Source organism: Pseudomonas sp. RW407 (genome assembly GCF_003176655.1).
GTDB classification, from domain to species: Bacteria; Pseudomonadota; Gammaproteobacteria; order Pseudomonadales; family Pseudomonadaceae; genus Pseudomonas; species Pseudomonas delhiensis.
The window spans coordinates 447,705-461,513 of sequence record NZ_QGSL01000029.1 but is presented as its reverse complement, the minus strand read 5'-3'; the positions used below and the strand labels follow the sequence as shown (position 1 = coordinate 461,513).

General features: G+C 50.1%; 15 protein-coding genes and 1 tRNA gene. 8 read left to right on the top strand and 8 right to left on the bottom strand.

Translation table 11 applies throughout. The features are described from left to right. Positions 1-93: 93 nt before the first annotated feature. The 3 genes from DK254_RS02965 to DK254_RS33715 all read left to right on the top strand — a co-directional run bounded on the left by DK254_RS02965 (position 94) and on the right by DK254_RS33715 (position 4,599). Complete coding sequence (locus DK254_RS02965) at positions 94-336, top strand: hypothetical protein (protein ID WP_218281387.1); 243 nt, start codon at positions 94-96, stop codon at positions 334-336. A 300-nt stretch (positions 337-636) separates the two neighbouring features. After that, a complete protein-coding gene (locus DK254_RS33720; protein WP_146219557.1) occupies positions 637-3,372 on the top strand; it encodes a hypothetical protein in 2,736 nt (911 codons plus the stop codon). A gap of 171 nt (positions 3,373-3,543) precedes the next feature. After that, positions 3,544-4,599 (top strand): hypothetical protein, encoded by a 1,056-nt coding sequence (locus DK254_RS33715; RefSeq protein WP_146219556.1) that lies wholly within the window; start codon positions 3,544-3,546, stop codon positions 4,597-4,599. A 119-nt stretch (positions 4,600-4,718) separates the two neighbouring features. Here the strand turns inward: DK254_RS33715 and DK254_RS02960 are convergent, their stop codons facing one another. The 3 genes from DK254_RS02960 to DK254_RS33705 all read right to left on the bottom strand — a co-directional run bounded on the left by DK254_RS02960 (position 4,719) and on the right by DK254_RS33705 (position 6,511). Further along, positions 4,719-5,081 (bottom strand): lysozyme inhibitor LprI family protein, encoded by a 363-nt coding sequence (locus DK254_RS02960; RefSeq protein ID WP_109932108.1) that lies wholly within the window; start codon positions 5,079-5,081, stop codon positions 4,719-4,721. A gap of 71 nt (positions 5,082-5,152) precedes the next feature. Continuing rightward, entirely contained in the window at positions 5,153-5,581 is a 429-nt protein-coding gene (locus DK254_RS33710; protein WP_146219555.1) for a hypothetical protein, read from the bottom strand. Positions 5,582-5,608: 27 nt separating this feature from the next. Continuing rightward, positions 5,609-6,511 (bottom strand): hypothetical protein, encoded by a 903-nt coding sequence (locus DK254_RS33705; RefSeq protein WP_146219554.1) that lies wholly within the window; start codon positions 6,509-6,511, stop codon positions 5,609-5,611. Positions 6,512-6,751: 240 nt separating this feature from the next. On the opposite strand from DK254_RS33705, the gene DK254_RS02955 reads away from it, so the two are divergent. Then, on the top strand, positions 6,752-6,991 hold the full coding sequence (locus tag DK254_RS02955; RefSeq protein WP_256595789.1) for a helix-turn-helix domain-containing protein: 240 nt from the start codon (positions 6,752-6,754) through the stop codon (positions 6,989-6,991). Between the two features lie 249 nt (positions 6,992-7,240). Beyond that, positions 7,241-7,888, top strand: coding sequence for a recombinase family protein (locus tag DK254_RS02950; protein ID WP_109932104.1), 648 nt, complete (start codon positions 7,241-7,243; stop codon positions 7,886-7,888). Positions 7,889-7,932: 44 nt separating this feature from the next. Here the strand turns inward: DK254_RS02950 and DK254_RS02945 are convergent, their stop codons facing one another. Next, positions 7,933-8,133, bottom strand: a complete 201-nt coding sequence (locus tag DK254_RS02945; protein ID WP_109932102.1) for a helix-turn-helix domain-containing protein — start codon at positions 8,131-8,133, stop codon at positions 7,933-7,935. Positions 8,134-8,283: 150 nt separating this feature from the next. On the opposite strand from DK254_RS02945, the gene DK254_RS02940 reads away from it, so the two are divergent. Further along, a complete protein-coding gene (locus DK254_RS02940; RefSeq protein WP_109932100.1) occupies positions 8,284-8,823 on the top strand; it encodes a hypothetical protein in 540 nt (179 codons plus the stop codon). On the opposite strand, the gene DK254_RS02935 is transcribed toward DK254_RS02940, so the two are convergent. Then, positions 8,820-10,046 (bottom strand): tyrosine-type recombinase/integrase, encoded by a 1,227-nt coding sequence (locus DK254_RS02935; protein ID WP_109932098.1) that lies wholly within the window; start codon positions 10,044-10,046, stop codon positions 8,820-8,822. The two genes, DK254_RS02940 and DK254_RS02935, sit on opposite strands and share 4 nt — an antisense overlap. Before the next feature lie 102 nt (positions 10,047-10,148). Here DK254_RS02935 and DK254_RS34085 point away from each other — a divergent pair. Both DK254_RS34085 and DK254_RS02930 read left to right on the top strand, forming a co-directional pair. After that, positions 10,149-10,220 (top strand) — tRNA-Arg (locus DK254_RS34085). A gap of 168 nt (positions 10,221-10,388) precedes the next feature. Beyond that, positions 10,389-11,891, top strand: a complete 1,503-nt coding sequence (locus DK254_RS02930; RefSeq protein ID WP_109932096.1) for a Fic family protein — start codon at positions 10,389-10,391, stop codon at positions 11,889-11,891. A gap of 130 nt (positions 11,892-12,021) precedes the next feature. On the opposite strand, the gene DK254_RS02925 is transcribed toward DK254_RS02930, so the two are convergent. The 3 genes from DK254_RS02925 to DK254_RS02915 form a co-directional block, all read right to left on the bottom strand. Continuing rightward, positions 12,022-12,666 carry a BRCT domain-containing protein gene (locus tag DK254_RS02925; RefSeq protein ID WP_109932094.1) on the bottom strand — a complete coding sequence of 215 codons (645 nt, stop codon included), beginning with the start codon at positions 12,664-12,666 and terminating at the stop codon, positions 12,022-12,024. After that, positions 12,659-13,060 carry a hypothetical protein gene (locus tag DK254_RS02920; protein WP_109932946.1) on the bottom strand — a complete coding sequence of 134 codons (402 nt, stop codon included), beginning with the start codon at positions 13,058-13,060 and terminating at the stop codon, positions 12,659-12,661. The genes DK254_RS02925 and DK254_RS02920 overlap by 8 nt, the downstream gene beginning before the upstream one ends. A 98-nt stretch (positions 13,061-13,158) precedes the next feature. Further along, a partial coding sequence (locus DK254_RS02915; RefSeq protein ID WP_218281386.1) for a hypothetical protein occupies positions 13,159-13,809 on the bottom strand: 651 nt, incomplete at its 5' end.

Sequence of the window (13,809 nt, the reverse complement as noted above, 5' to 3'; positions counted from 1 at the left end):
AAATCGCCTAGCGAAGCCAACGCTCGTGACAGCAGGGTGACAGCACCTGCGAGATCAGGGTCTTGTAGCCGTCTCACTCGCAAGGAGGCCTAGATGGCGATCATGTATACCTTGCGCAAGAGAAATGACACCGAAGAGGTTCATATCTTCTTGGCCGATCCTAGACCGGACGGCAAGTGCGCGTCACGACAGAACTCAATTTGCCGCAAAGCCCCCCGCGCCGAGACGACCGTCACGAAAGCTTGCCTAACTGAACAAGAGGCAAGGTTGGCCAGTGCCAAAATTGGCCGAAAAGTCTGCGGGACCTGCGTCAGCCATCTCTATGAGACCTACTGAGCCTTTATGCTGACTGGCAAGATATGCCAACAGCGCCGCTTAGCAGGACCAATTCCTCCTTTCCCTTCCAATCCCCCACCTCCTGAATCACCTCATCCCTGAGCACATACCAACCCACACCACCTATAAACCTGCCGCACCTTACTCCTTCCGATGAATCAAAGGTGCACGCCCATGCTCCTTGCGGTTGGCCAGCATGTTATGGCTACATGACATCAAGCCTTCTTCTAGGCTATGCCTCGCCTAGAACGAGTGCCCCTTGAGTCAAGCCGGCTTAACACAGCAGGGAGCATGCTTATTATGGCAGAGTCGCAAACAAAAAATCTTTGGATTACAAGTATCCAGCCATATTCGGTTGGCGAAGAAAGTTACATCCCAACTGCAATTTTCTATGAAAGCCCAGAAGTTTACCATATAGGTAACTCCGCCTTACAGAAAGGCGAAGGACTCATAATCAATGACAATTTCAAAATAAATCTAGGAGAACATACTCCAGGTACATTAAAAGGGAAATTAGCCCCTTCAAATGATGGTGAAGACAGAAGTGCCTTTGACCTGTCACAAACCTTCATGAACTCAATTCTGAAAAACCTAGAAGAAGAAATAAAAAATGAAACTGTCGCGCAGCACAAGATCCCAGCCAAAATACTTGTTGCCGAACCCCTAAGTTTCTCCAACAAGGAGGAGAAGCACACAAAAACTTGGATGCAGAACTATCGAGAAAACATTCGACGCATACTGAATCGCTATGAGGAAGTAGATTTCCTCCCTGAACCCTTCGCAGTCTATCAATACTACCGCTACGGCCAGCGGATCCCTCATTTACAAGATAAAAGCAAGCACATAGCCCTTGTTCTTGATTTCGGAGGCGGAACATTTGACGCCTGCGTAATTGAATCAACTAGTCAAGGAGACATAAGTTTAACCGGGAAGCACTCTAAGCCATTGGCAGCTGACTCCTGTGCAGTCGGCGGATTTGAAATAAACTTTCATATAGCCGAGTACCTAATAAAAAGGAATCTAGAGGGAGGAAAGAGGAAAGAAGCCGACCAATGCATCAGCAGCTACAAAAGAGTAAAAAACGGAGAGCTAAACTATTCTGCACTCGGCGAAAAGAAAACCAAGTTCATAGAAAATTTCAAAACATTAGAGCGAGAAGCCGAAAAATACAAAATCAATCTCACCTCAACAATAAAGAACTGGTCACTTAACAGTGAAGCCTACGAACGAACGGCTATCAAGACACCAATCAACCCATTTGACGACACCACAAAATGGGTCGACGACGAATTCTTTGCGCACCAATTTAGAAAAATATTTGAAAATGATGTATGGGAAAATCATCTAAAGAGGACTATCGGAAGAGTATTCAAGACCGCTGAAGAGAAGCTAAACGGCAAGTCAATAACAGTAACACTAATATCCGGAGGCTCCTCCAACATTCGGTGGTTAATGGAACTCCTTGACCGTGACTTTTCTGACGAACTTGAAGGTGCAACTCCGGTACCCATATCCCAGTCATTCCAAGAGGTCGTAGCAAATGGATTAGCAATTGAATGCGCGAGAAGGTTCTATGAACAAGAAAGCGAATTCGTCTCTGTAACCTACAACCCGCTAAAGCTATCCCTGAAGCCAGACGAAGAAGAATCAGAACAGACTAGAAACTTCTCGTCCGTTGGTGAAAAGATAGATATGAGTGGAGTCAAACCCGGAGATTTAATGCCCTCCGCGCAAGCCCTCCACAACTTTATAAACGAACATCTACAATGGAAAATTCGCCTATCAAAGCCACCAAAAAGCAAACTAACATATGTATTTTCAAAGCCAAGCGACTCAGGACTAACTGAAGACAACGAAGTATACAATAGCGAAAACCAAGTTATTTACACCAGAGACAACAAGCAATTTGACCCATATATAACAGTTGACTTACTAATAAAAGAAGACGGAACCGTATACCCTTCCTTCATATATAAGATGCCTAACAAAGAAAATGGCGTAGAAGGGGCCGTTGTCGAAGGCAGGCCATTCGCTATAGACATGACAACGGGCATTACAAGTACGTCATCACCCAAGAACTATATTGGATTTGACTTCGGCACAAGCTGCTCCTCTCTGTGCCTTCTAACCCAAGATCAAGTTAAGATCACTGCTGCACGTTCAAACGACCCCACGTGGACTAGCCTCAGTGACTCCATAAGCTATCTGCCATACCCTGTGGCCTATCCCCTGAGAAAGTATCTTGATGTGAAGAACACCACCACATCAGCTACGGTTGCACGTGAAGCATTTGAGGCCGCATTAGCATTCATGACCTATGTTACAGTGGCCGAACTGTACTCGACCCAGAAAGCAGGAAGAATATTTAAAAACTTCCAACATCGCTCCATGGGGCCACTTAAGTCAGTACTAAAACAATCAATAGAGGCTCTAGGCAATTCTACAAAATTTTCAAAACCAATAAAGTCATTCCTAGAAAAGAACGACGCCTTACTTGAAAAGGCAATATCTGACTTTAACAATCACAAGCACGAAAAGCTTGAAGATAATGCGTTCGACTACCACAGCCACCTTTCCTTAGTAATTAGCTGCTGCACAAAACTAATGAGAGGAAAGCTATTCGGCTACATGACAGACATGGAGCAAAAACCGTTTGAAGATGACAAATTCACTGGAGTTTTCAAAGTCGCCCATGACGTCCCTCCGTTTACCAAATCACATGCCTTCGAAAGTAGCAAGCAGAAGCCAAGAACACTAGCAGTACTAACTGACACCGAAAGCGAAGTTGCTCTTCCGCTATTCCCACTAATATTCTGGCTCGAAACCACTGATAGCGTGAGTGGGATGGAGTGCTACTGGTACGACAAAACCAAAGAAAACTCCGACTCCCCCATAGTGAAACCGTGCAATAAGAAATCAGAGTTCTCTGCAACCGAACTCAACCCAAAACTAGGGGCAGCAATTACCTCATCGCTCAAGGAGGGCAGTAACTCTTTCTCAACTTTCAAAATCAATCTGGAGATTGAGACCGAATAAAAAAATCTGAGCACACAAAAGGCAAGCCAGAAAATAGACCACAGGCTTGCCTTTTACTCACTTGACACAGTGTCAGCTCTTAGCTTTATAGAGCCGACAGTGTTAACTAGTCAGGATATGGGGACGACTTAAACTGTAAAGACATAGCTACCGCACAACCAATGAGAACTGGTGGCTATGAAAAAGACCTGCCCCTCCTGTAACACTGACATTCCCCAGCAGTCTAAGCAGTGGAAGAAGCAGATCTACTGCTCAACCAAATGTAGAAAAGTAGCACATCGAAAGAGGCATTCCCAAAGGAGCCGAGAAGAGCAAAAAAGAGCCAACATGCTCCAAAATGAAGAGGTTCTGTATTTAGTCCGTCAATGTAAAAGGGCAGGCACAGTCCAAATTCTATCAGGGCATGACTCCAACTCATTTATCGATACCATGCGCCTCGTGAGAAACAGGCCAAAGGCCGAAGTAAACCTATGCCATATAGCTCCTGTTGGGGGGAAGAAATCCATAGGATTATTTCACATCAAAAATCTCTTCTGGGGAGGTACCTACCAAAACAAAAAGCTCGGGAATAAACAGCTCGGGAAAGGCCTATCAATACAAAGAAGCAAACTCAAACCAAAATGGAGCGTATCGAAAGACACCTCCACAAATGACATACTAATTAAGATAGAAGAATACCTTGGGGACGTAGTGGCGGATTACATCCGAGAATCCCCGATAAGAAAATCAAAAAAAGCACAGATCGCTCAAAAAATAATCAAAATAGAGCCAGCCAACAACTTCCAAAAACTGATGGAGCTTAGCTATACAGAACTACTTAACAAGTGGACTAGCCTCAGCAGTAGGGGGTTCACAATTAGACTCAAACCAAATGATGAATCAAAATATATAGTCTACATAGATGAAGTCACGAGATTCATGTCATATAACCCCAAAAACAAAGACAAACTCATAAAGCTCCGGAGAGTTCTGTTCATGGGTTATATTGCCTTGGAAAAAATCAGCCACACCAGGACCTACAACAAGGACTTCATACCAAAGTATTGGAGTTTTGCAAAAAAATATAGACGTGCTCAGTTAAGAGCCCATGATGACTGGTCAAAAGTCAAAGATCTTATCTACGAAACTTCTTTTAGAGCTTTGCAAGGCGAAGAATTCGACATTAGCAGTGCATGCAAAGTAATCAAAGCTCATATGGAGTTCTCGAAATCCAATCCACTCAGCTAACAAAAATAGCCGGCGGCCAATAAATGACCGCCAGTGTTATCTCACGCCCCTACCAGAGAGATAGCAGAAGAGACTTGCCTATACTACGAGCACAATACTCAGCCTCATCTCTATAGACATCACTCGATCTCATCAGCCATTACACACAACGGATGCACCCCTGACACTACTCCATAATCACAAGTCTCATTCACTCTTTTCTTATATGAAGAAACTAGGCAATTACGACTAGTACACTTATTTCGCTCTAAAAGCCACTTCCGCTGCTGAGCTTTTAGAGATTTCACCGAACCACCAAAATCAGCCCCAAGCATAGATTGGTAGTTGCTCGCGAGCGCATCGTCCAACTTGCCAAGTAGAGAGTCCGAACAAATCTCTTTCTCCGCGTAAGACGATGCCTTTGCACAATCAAATGATGCAGAGAAAGCCCACGACGAAGCGAAAGCTGTGGAAGCTGCAAGCAACAGTGTAATTTTTTTCATATCCACTCCTAATATATAACCCTTGACTAACCAACTCGCTCACACTCGATACTACGCCAGGGAAGCGCGCTTTATATTTCCCCCGCTGAGCGCACCCAGACACCCTCAAAGCTTCCTGTCACCCCGCAGTAACCATTTGGTGTCGAAGACTCCACTTTCACCTCATCCCCTTTAAATAAAACATTAAAAGTTTCATCAGTTAGCTTTTCTTCTTTCATATCCCTGATCCGCATCATCGTTGATATCTCACCACCAGACTGAGTCCGAGATACGGTATCCTCCATAGCCCACAAATCACAAACATGACCTGTTTTTGAATTCTGAGTTTGAATATGAACAGCAATAGCGGCCACTGGGTACCCGTTTGACTTCTCATTCGCCACGAGCATCCGCCCAGAATACCCTTTTTCGTGAAATGAGAAGTAAGTAAACTGCTGAGAAGACGAGACAGTAGAAACCCCCAGAAGAGCTACCATAGAGAAAAACTTAACCACTCGCATTTTCCACTCCTACTAAGTACGATCCGATTAAATAGACTTTATCAAAGTACGATATTTTTTATCGACTACTCGCACTCCATAATGAACTCCTATTCCTGAATCCATTCCGATAAGCTGGACGCCTTCTATTTTAATCCTCAGCCCAATCAAGCTCTCCCAAATCCCTCTTTCCTCTGCGGTAACATCAGGATCCTCATAATTAACAAGTGCCAAACCTTGCTCTTCAGGTAAACCACCGTCACTTTCTAGGTATATCCACCCCTTCCAGAACCCACTCCCCCTCCGCACAGAGCCTATATATCTAAAATTTTCACGTGAAACCCTCATGCTCTCAGGGAAGTTTATGGAATACGATGAATGAGCCTCGATTATGTAATCAGGCTCACTAATCGGGGTGTCGGGAGAAATATTTTTAGCATAGTTTATTGTAGCCTCAGATGCAGCTGAAGCTTTTAGAAAGGCTCTACCCACAGCGTCGCGCTTTAATTGGATAGCGAAACTCTCAAGATTTAACTTCGTCATAAAGACCACAACTGGAACGGTGCGCTGAGATTTGAAATACGAAAGCAGCGTCTTGTCCAAACTATATCCTGAGTTCTTAAACGCCTTGCCCATATACTTAGCGTATAAAAATGACTCTTCCTCCCCCAGCGCAAGCGGCATTCTCGGGACTTTTTTCAGATCATCCCTGTAGTCATCTAGACAACAGTCATGAAACTCATTCGCTATCTCCTGCGCCGCTGAGGTGTTCAGTGGCGCCGCCGGAAGTTCAGCGTAAGCAGCCGAGCAGAAAATATAAAAGCAGACCAAAGCGATCATCCTAGGCACCGCAAACACTCCTTTCCTATTTGGCTCACTATTATTCAAGATGTCAATGTGCCACCACAAGTAGACATAACCTATCATTAGCATGTTTACTCTGTGCGTCATCGTTAGTCCAAACATAGCCACAAATCGTCGGGCGAACGCTCTTCGCCAAAATCTCCGCCTATGGTGGAATCTAACTTCTAGTAAGACTCCGACTTTTGAACTACTAGCGGTAAGCACGCTAGATCGCCAAGAGTCGCCGATAGATCATGCCATAGCCACACCAAAATTCACAATATACTGTGAAGACGTAGCTGTAGTCTGAGCTGACAGTGCCCTCTCTAGACAGCAGAGGACCTGGGTTTGGACGACGTTGCGGCAGCATTTGGAAAGGCGCTTCGACAGAAGCGGAAAGAAGCAGGACTCACGCAGGAGGAGTTAGCGCTTCAAGCAGATGTACAGAGAAACTATGTCAGCTTGATTGAGCGCGGCATCAACCAGCCGACCATTACGGTGATATTCAAGCTTGCAAAGCCCCTACGGTGTTCTCCAGCCGAGATAGTTACTAGCGCAGAAAAAATACTCAAACAAGAAGCAAGCTAGATTAAATTTTGCCACCATGAACCTCATAGATAACCATAAACGCTATAAAATTCTTATAATTAAGTCATCAATAGGACTATTCCCCATAAATAGCCAGCTGTAGCACGAAATTCAACACTCATAATTCTCTACTCTTCCGATAGGAACGCACACCCGGCCCACAGCCTATCATTAGTCACTTTTCACAAGGCAAATGATAGATTATCATCGCCCTCACGAAGAGAATGTCTAAACGATAGAGCAGCCAGAATGGCCGAAGCACACCTGTACTTGAGGGCATCCACCAAGGATCAAGACGCGAACCGCGCGCGCGAAGCACTCCTTTCCTTTGCAAAGGAACGCGGGTACACAGTGGTCAATATCTATGCGGAAAACTTCAGCGGCACCAAGCTTCAGCGGCCAGAGCTACATAAGCTTCTAAGCAGCGCAACTCCTGGCCAGATTCTTTGCGTGGAGTCGGTTGACCGCCTATCAAGGCTGACTCAGGGGGATTGGAGTCACCTCAAATCCACAATCAACTCCAAAGGTCTGCGTTTGGTTGTGGCAGATCTACCGACGAGTTGGGCACCACCCGCCAGCGCAAATCAAAGCTCAACGGATATTGCGGCTTCAGTTCTTTATGTAATAAACAACATGCTCATTGACCTCATGGCCACAATGGCTCGGATAGATCAAGAGAAGAGAGTTGAGCGTATTAAGCAGGGACTTGCAAACAAGAAGCTCGCCGATCCGTCATGGAAGGCTACAGGGAAGAGCAAAAACACAGAGAAGTGGGCTACCGCCGAGAAGCTTCTAAAGGGGCGTGAAGCTAGTGGCATGACGATGAAAGAAATAGCACGGGCAGCCGACGTTGGAGAGGCTACCGTCTATAGAGTCAAGAAAGAGCTCGGCTTATAGGGCTCAGAGCGTACTGGGAGCATGTCCCGTACGCTCCTCCTTCATCACCTAGAGTTCTCCCTAGCCTGGCGAGTGATGAATGCCTCCAAGTCCCGGACCAACACCAATCGGCGCCGACCAAGCTTGAAACTCTCAACCTCACCACGAGCAAGAATCTCGTAGAACATTGACCGAGCAACACCGATCAATCGGGCGCCCTCCTCAACCCCAACAGACAGTGGGCCTATCGCTTGCTGATGACTCATTGGTGCTCTCCTAGACTCAGCTCGTACCCCAGAGCGCGGCACGTGTAACCACATTACAGTGTCACCACATATGTGGCAACACATTTTCTTGTGTTGCCAAAGAAACGATGGCAAGCTAAGCCCCATCACCTGTCGTGGAGCCTACGAAAAATGGCGGTTAGGAAGAAATCGGAGACCATTCATCTTCGCGTGCAACCCTTATCAAAGCTCCTTTTGGAAGGCCTAGCCAACGCTGCGAACACCACATCCACACGCATCATCGAGGATTTGATTCTAGAGGCCGCCAAAGAAGACGAGGTCGTCGACATTGACGAGATAATCGATGACCGGTTCCTGAAGAATGGAAAACTCAGCCTGATTGATGCGCTCACAGCAGCCTATCATTCAGAAGAACCTATTCTGACCAAGCTAAGAACTTACTATCTTGCTGGCGATGCACTAAGCTATAGAGAGAATGTTATTGCAAGAACAATCCTGTACCACCCAGAATTTTTCTCGGGTGACCAAGAGATTTTTTCTGCAAAAGAAAAGATAATAAAAGAAGAATGCCTTCATGAAATACCCAGAATTAATCTGGAGAGAATCGCAGAAAGCATGAGCTCTCTTGAAAGCTTTGCGGCTTTCAAAGAGAAGAACCCAAAGCTAAAAACAAAATACAGTGAGTTTCTCAAAATGGCAGAGCTGGACTAGCCACCGAAGCTTATTAACTCCACCGCAGCCGCCTTACTCTCTGGGGCCAAATGAGCATAACGTAAAGTCATGCTGATATCTGAGTGCCCCAGCAACTCTCGCACAGTATTAAGAGGAACACCTGCCATAACAAGTTTTGACGCAAAGGTATGGCGAAGATCGTGCCAACGGAAACCATCGACTTTTGCGGAGATAAGCAACGCCATCCAAGATTTTTTGACGTTATTGAGGCGCTTCCCACCTTTCCCTGGAAAGACATACCCTCCCACTCCCTCTTGTTGTGCCTCCCACTCTCTTAAGACCTCGCGCGCTTCTAGATTCAATGGAATATGTCGAGTTTGGCCAGATTTAGCCCCACCGCCCTCTACTGTCACCATTTTATTTCTCAGATCAACATCACCCCACTTAAGATTAAACGTCTCACCACGACGCATCCCAGTATTGATAGCCAGCAACACCAATGGTTTTAAATGATCAGTAAACTTCAAAGCATATAAGTCTGGCAGTAACTCGTGCTTACGCTGAGCGCGCCACTCGTTGGCGCTTTGTCGCTCACTGCGCATAGCGTCCTGGCGTTCATCCAGAGCTTTGCGTAAGCGTCCCTCCTCCTCCTCCGTCAGGTAGCGAACCCGGCCGCGCTGATCGACCTTTAGGCGACGGACTTTCACAAGCGGGTGAACCTCAAGCACCCCCCAGTCAACGGCACGCGACAGAGCGCCCTTTAAGCGCACAAGATTGCGGTTGGCAGTAGCTGGCACCAGCCCCGACTCAAGCCAGCAGGAGCGCAGCTTCTCGATACGCCTGGCATCGATTTCATCGAGGCGCAACGGCAGCAACTCGGCAAAGCTGTGGCGAATAGCTCTAAGCCCGTTCTCACCGTCCTTGTGGTGCTCTAATGCCCAGGGCTCATATTGGTCATCTAGGAAGGCCTCCAATGTGGGGATCGTGGCGTCTCTTCTTCCAGAGGTAACGACCAACGGCTCACCGTGCTCGTGAGCCTCGGCAAGATAGCGCGCCGCCTCTTTACGCGCCTGATCCAATGTCATTTTGCCCACACGCCCCAACGTCACATTTTTATTTCGAGCCCATGTAACCATGTAGGACATGTGGCCAGACGGAAGCACCCGGATGAAAAGCCCAGGCTGCTGGGTGTCATGCACCCGGTAGGCTTTGGTTCCTGGTTCTAATCCCCTTATGAGCTTCAATGTGACCTTAGTTTTCATGGCAGCATCGCTTGTGACAGCATGGTGACAGCAAGAATAACCATACTAGACCGATTTAGCGGACACAACCATACAGCAAGATGCTGATATACAAGGCAATATGCAGTACACTCTAGTACTAAAAATGCCCTCCGAAGGCAGGGGTCGTGGGTTCGAATCCCGCCGGATGCGCCATATACGAAGGCCCAGGTGAATACCTGGGCCTTTTTGTTTTGGGCTGTACTGAAATAGTCGGGCCTGCTTGGAAGCCTCCCCCTGGCATTCGTAAAATTTTGTCTATCCAGGCCCCTGCATTTCAAATAATGTTCATGCAGTTAAAAAATCTCTAGCCAGGAGCACAGAATGGAGAGCCAGTTCGTCGGCTATGCCTTTCTGGTCGAAGCCCTGAAGCTGAAAGTCTTCCCGATTCAGCGTCCTGCAGCGATCAGGCCTGTCACACGGATCGAACCGTTGGGCCGCGAACTCGCAGTTCCCCAACGCCTCGCCCCGCCGCCAGGCGATTGCTGTGCCCACGTACTGTTCGCCCTGAAGCACGAGGGAATCAACCTGGGCGTACTGGCCCAGGCCTTACCGCAGATTCCAGCCGCCACCATGCTGGCCGAGCTTCGCAAGGCCCCCAGCGGCGCCTATATCCGCAAGGCCTGCTACCTCTGGGAGGCCTTCAGCGGAACCCGGCTACCCCATGATGCGAGTCCGAAAGGCGCAACAACCCCGTTGTTCGACCCAGCCCGCTACGTCACCGGCCCTGCGCAGCGCAATGCCCGCTGGCGGGTGGACTTCAATGGCCTCGGCACGCTCCATTACTGCGCAACGGTCGAGCGTATACCCGAGATCAAGGCGCTGCTGGAACTGGACATTCTCGGCAAGTCGCGGGAGTTCATCGGATCGCTGCCGGCAGGCATGATGGACAGGGCCCTGAGCTGGGCCTACCTGCACGAAACCCAGGACTCGTTCGCCATCGAGCGCGAAGCCCCCAGCGCGGACAAGGCCGAGCGCTTCGTCCAGCTCCTGCGGCAAGCCCATGAGCGTCAACCGCTGACCGAGGACTACCTGGTCGCTCTGCAGAACAGCACGATCAGCAATCCCTTCAACCGGGCGGCCGCCTTTCGCCACGAACAGAACCACCTGAGCAACGGTCTGCGTGGCGCTGCAGGCGTGACCTATGTTCCCCCACCTCCCGAGCTCTGCCGAGACCTGATGGGCGAACTGATGCAGTTCGCCAACGAAGCCCCCATGCGAATCGATCCACTGGTCGCTGCCGGCATCATCTCGTTCGGCTTCGTCTTCCTGCACCCCTTCATGGATGGCAACGGACGCCTGTCCCGCTTCCTGATCCATCAGGCGCTATGCCGAAGCGGCGCCATGAGCCACGGCCTGCTGCTACCCGTCTCGGTGGCGATGAAGCGCGAGGAACAGCGCTATCTCGAAGCACTGCAAAGCTTCTCGCGCCCCGCCCGCGAATTCTGGCGGGTACTGTGGCTCGATGCGGATGACCTGAGCTTCGAGTTCACCGGAAATGAGGGGATTTACCGCTACTGGGACGCGACACCGTGCGTAGCTTTCACCCTGGAGATGGCCAGGCAGGCGCTGGAAGTCGAACTCCATGAAGAAACCGAATTCCTCCAGGCCTACGACCTGGTATTCAAGGCCGTCGACGCACACTACGACGTTCGAGGCAGCGACCTGGCGCAACTGGTGATGATGTGCCTGAGCAACAACGGCATCGTCTCGCGCAATCGCCGCAAGCAGTTCCAGTACAGCATCCCGGAAGAGGTGTTCGACTTTATCGAGGAGCGTGCACGAGAAGTGCTGGCTGAGCAGGCAGCGAGACTGAGCGCCAGCTAGCCTGCCGATAGAGTGGATCCACGACGAAGCCCGCCTTGTGCGGGCTTCGTTGTTTCTAACGGGGCAAGAACCGACAGCCCAATTCGACGGGCATCAACCCGGTCACTCGGCAGATCGAGCAACAGCCGTCTTAACCGAACAGTGCCGCCTGCCAGTGCTTCTCGCTGACGATGGCCAACGAGCAGCCATTTTCTCGCAGTTCCACAGCCTTCTTGATCTTCGTGCCATAGGTACTGTGGAGCCATTGCTCGTTCCCTATTTCCCCAACGACCAGGTAATGGATCTTCTTGCTCACACCGGGTGCGATCTGGCCTCCGCGCTCGACAACCAACGCCTCGCAGTCCTTGCGCGGGCCGTACGCCATGACACCTGTGAACAGAAACAGCCGCCCACTCCATACGAGTTCGGGGACGGGATGATCGAGGGGCAGTGCATTCGAAGGAACGAAAGCGTTGTCGCTCGCCCTGGGCCTGGCTGCGCTCAAACCGGCGAAGCTACGGAGGATTCCCAGCAACTCCGCGGCCTCATCAGCATCCAGCACGCCATCGGAGAGCATGTCCGATAGCCGGCGATACAACAGGTTGATCACCGGATCCTCGAGATGCACGAGATTGGCCGAGATCCAGTTTTCCAGGAACTCGGCCTCCTGCTGGTTGATATGCCCGTCTGCAGTAATACCGGCGGCCAGGCCCACCAGAGCGTCCGCAGAGCGCCGATCGATGCGCGCCTCATGGAAAAAGCGGCTGTCTTCGAATTCCCGATGCAGATCAACCATTGGCATCCTCTACTTCATCGTTGCCTCCGGGGCCGGCCAGCTTCGCCAGGTCGGAGGTGAACACCACCGTCATGCCCGTTGCCGAGCAAACCAGGGAGAGCTCCTTGGCGAGGTCGATGTGCAGATCCTCACCACGCAGGCCCTGCCATTCGGCCAGGTACCGAAAGGATCCGAACTTCTCAGGTTTCTTGAGGCGTTTCACGACGCCGCCTTTCCACCCCAAGGGCGGCAACTGCCCTGCCAGGCAGGCCTCGGCCAACTGCGGCTCGGCCGCAGCACGTCTCCGGCCAACCTCCCAGCATTGGATAAACCCCCGGTCGGCTCCCTTCCAGGTCTCGTTCCAATCCAGGCCTGAACGCAGAGGTTCGCTGATTGCACGATGGATGGTATTCACTTTGTAAATCTCCCCGTCCGTTACCCTCGCCAGGCAACACTGAATTCGAGAAGCAGAAAACCTGAGCACACGCCTGACGGCTCTAGGTAGATAAAAGGCTACCGCGCCATGATCTGCTGGTAGCGGCGTTGGTATTCCTCATAGGACATCGGCTGGGCCTGGAGCTGCTGCAGTTGTTGCTGCTGCCACTGGTCCCTGGAGAGACCAGGCGTCGAAGTCGAATAGGTGGCAGCCGAGGCAATGGCTTCTTGCGGAGCCGCGGTTTCCTTCATGGTGGTGGATGCCTTGCTCGGCAAGTCGAACATCGCCCCGGTTGAGGGGTCGATGATCAGCATCCCCAGCACACCACCGAGAAGCAGGTTGCCCCAGTACCAGCCCTCCACGCCGGAGTCGATTACGGTTGTCTCGTCGGCATAGCCATCTTTGCGGAACCTGACCGTGTAGGTCTGGCCATCGAAGTAACCGGCGCTTGCCTCGAGCTTCACCGTAGCTGGAGTGATGCCGTTGTAGACGATGTTTCCGTCTTCGTCCTTGATCTCCACATTGGCGCCGCTTGGCGAGCTGGTTACCTGGACCGGGTAGACCTGCTCGGTGAATATGCTGGCGCAGCTGGAGAGCAGCAGAGGGGCGGATAGGATTGCAGCGAGCAGCTTGATACGCATAGCGACCTCCTTGTCAGTTTGGAGGCATTTTGCCATCAAAGAAGAAGCCACGTCATCCGCCGGCGGTATGCCCCAGCCTCCCAATTG

What these genes read in the sequence shown, in the direction of transcription:
- DK254_RS02965 (WP_218281387.1), top strand. Translation starts at nt 94, where the DNA reads ATGGCGATCATGTATACCTTGCGCAAGAGAAATGACACCGAAGAGGTT.
- DK254_RS33720 (WP_146219557.1), top strand. Translation starts at nt 637, where the DNA reads ATGGCAGAGTCGCAAACAAAAAATCTTTGGATTACAAGTATCCAGCCA.
- DK254_RS02960 (WP_109932108.1), bottom strand. Translation starts at nt 5,081, where the DNA reads ATGAAAAAAATTACACTGTTGCTTGCAGCTTCCACAGCTTTCGCTTCG.
- DK254_RS33710 (WP_146219555.1), bottom strand. Translation starts at nt 5,581, where the DNA reads ATGCGAGTGGTTAAGTTTTTCTCTATGGTAGCTCTTCTGGGGGTTTCT.
- DK254_RS33705 (WP_146219554.1), bottom strand. Translation starts at nt 6,511, where the DNA reads ATGACGCACAGAGTAAACATGCTAATGATAGGTTATGTCTACTTGTGG.
- DK254_RS02950 (WP_109932104.1), top strand. Translation starts at nt 7,241, where the DNA reads ATGGCCGAAGCACACCTGTACTTGAGGGCATCCACCAAGGATCAAGAC.
- DK254_RS02945 (WP_109932102.1), bottom strand. Translation starts at nt 8,133, where the DNA reads ATGAGTCATCAGCAAGCGATAGGCCCACTGTCTGTTGGGGTTGAGGAG.
- DK254_RS02940 (WP_109932100.1), top strand. Translation starts at nt 8,284, where the DNA reads ATGGCGGTTAGGAAGAAATCGGAGACCATTCATCTTCGCGTGCAACCC.
- DK254_RS02935 (WP_109932098.1), bottom strand. Translation starts at nt 10,046, where the DNA reads ATGAAAACTAAGGTCACATTGAAGCTCATAAGGGGATTAGAACCAGGA.
- DK254_RS02930 (WP_109932096.1), top strand. Translation starts at nt 10,389, where the DNA reads ATGGAGAGCCAGTTCGTCGGCTATGCCTTTCTGGTCGAAGCCCTGAAG.
- DK254_RS02925 (WP_109932094.1), bottom strand. Translation starts at nt 12,666, where the DNA reads ATGGTTGATCTGCATCGGGAATTCGAAGACAGCCGCTTTTTCCATGAG.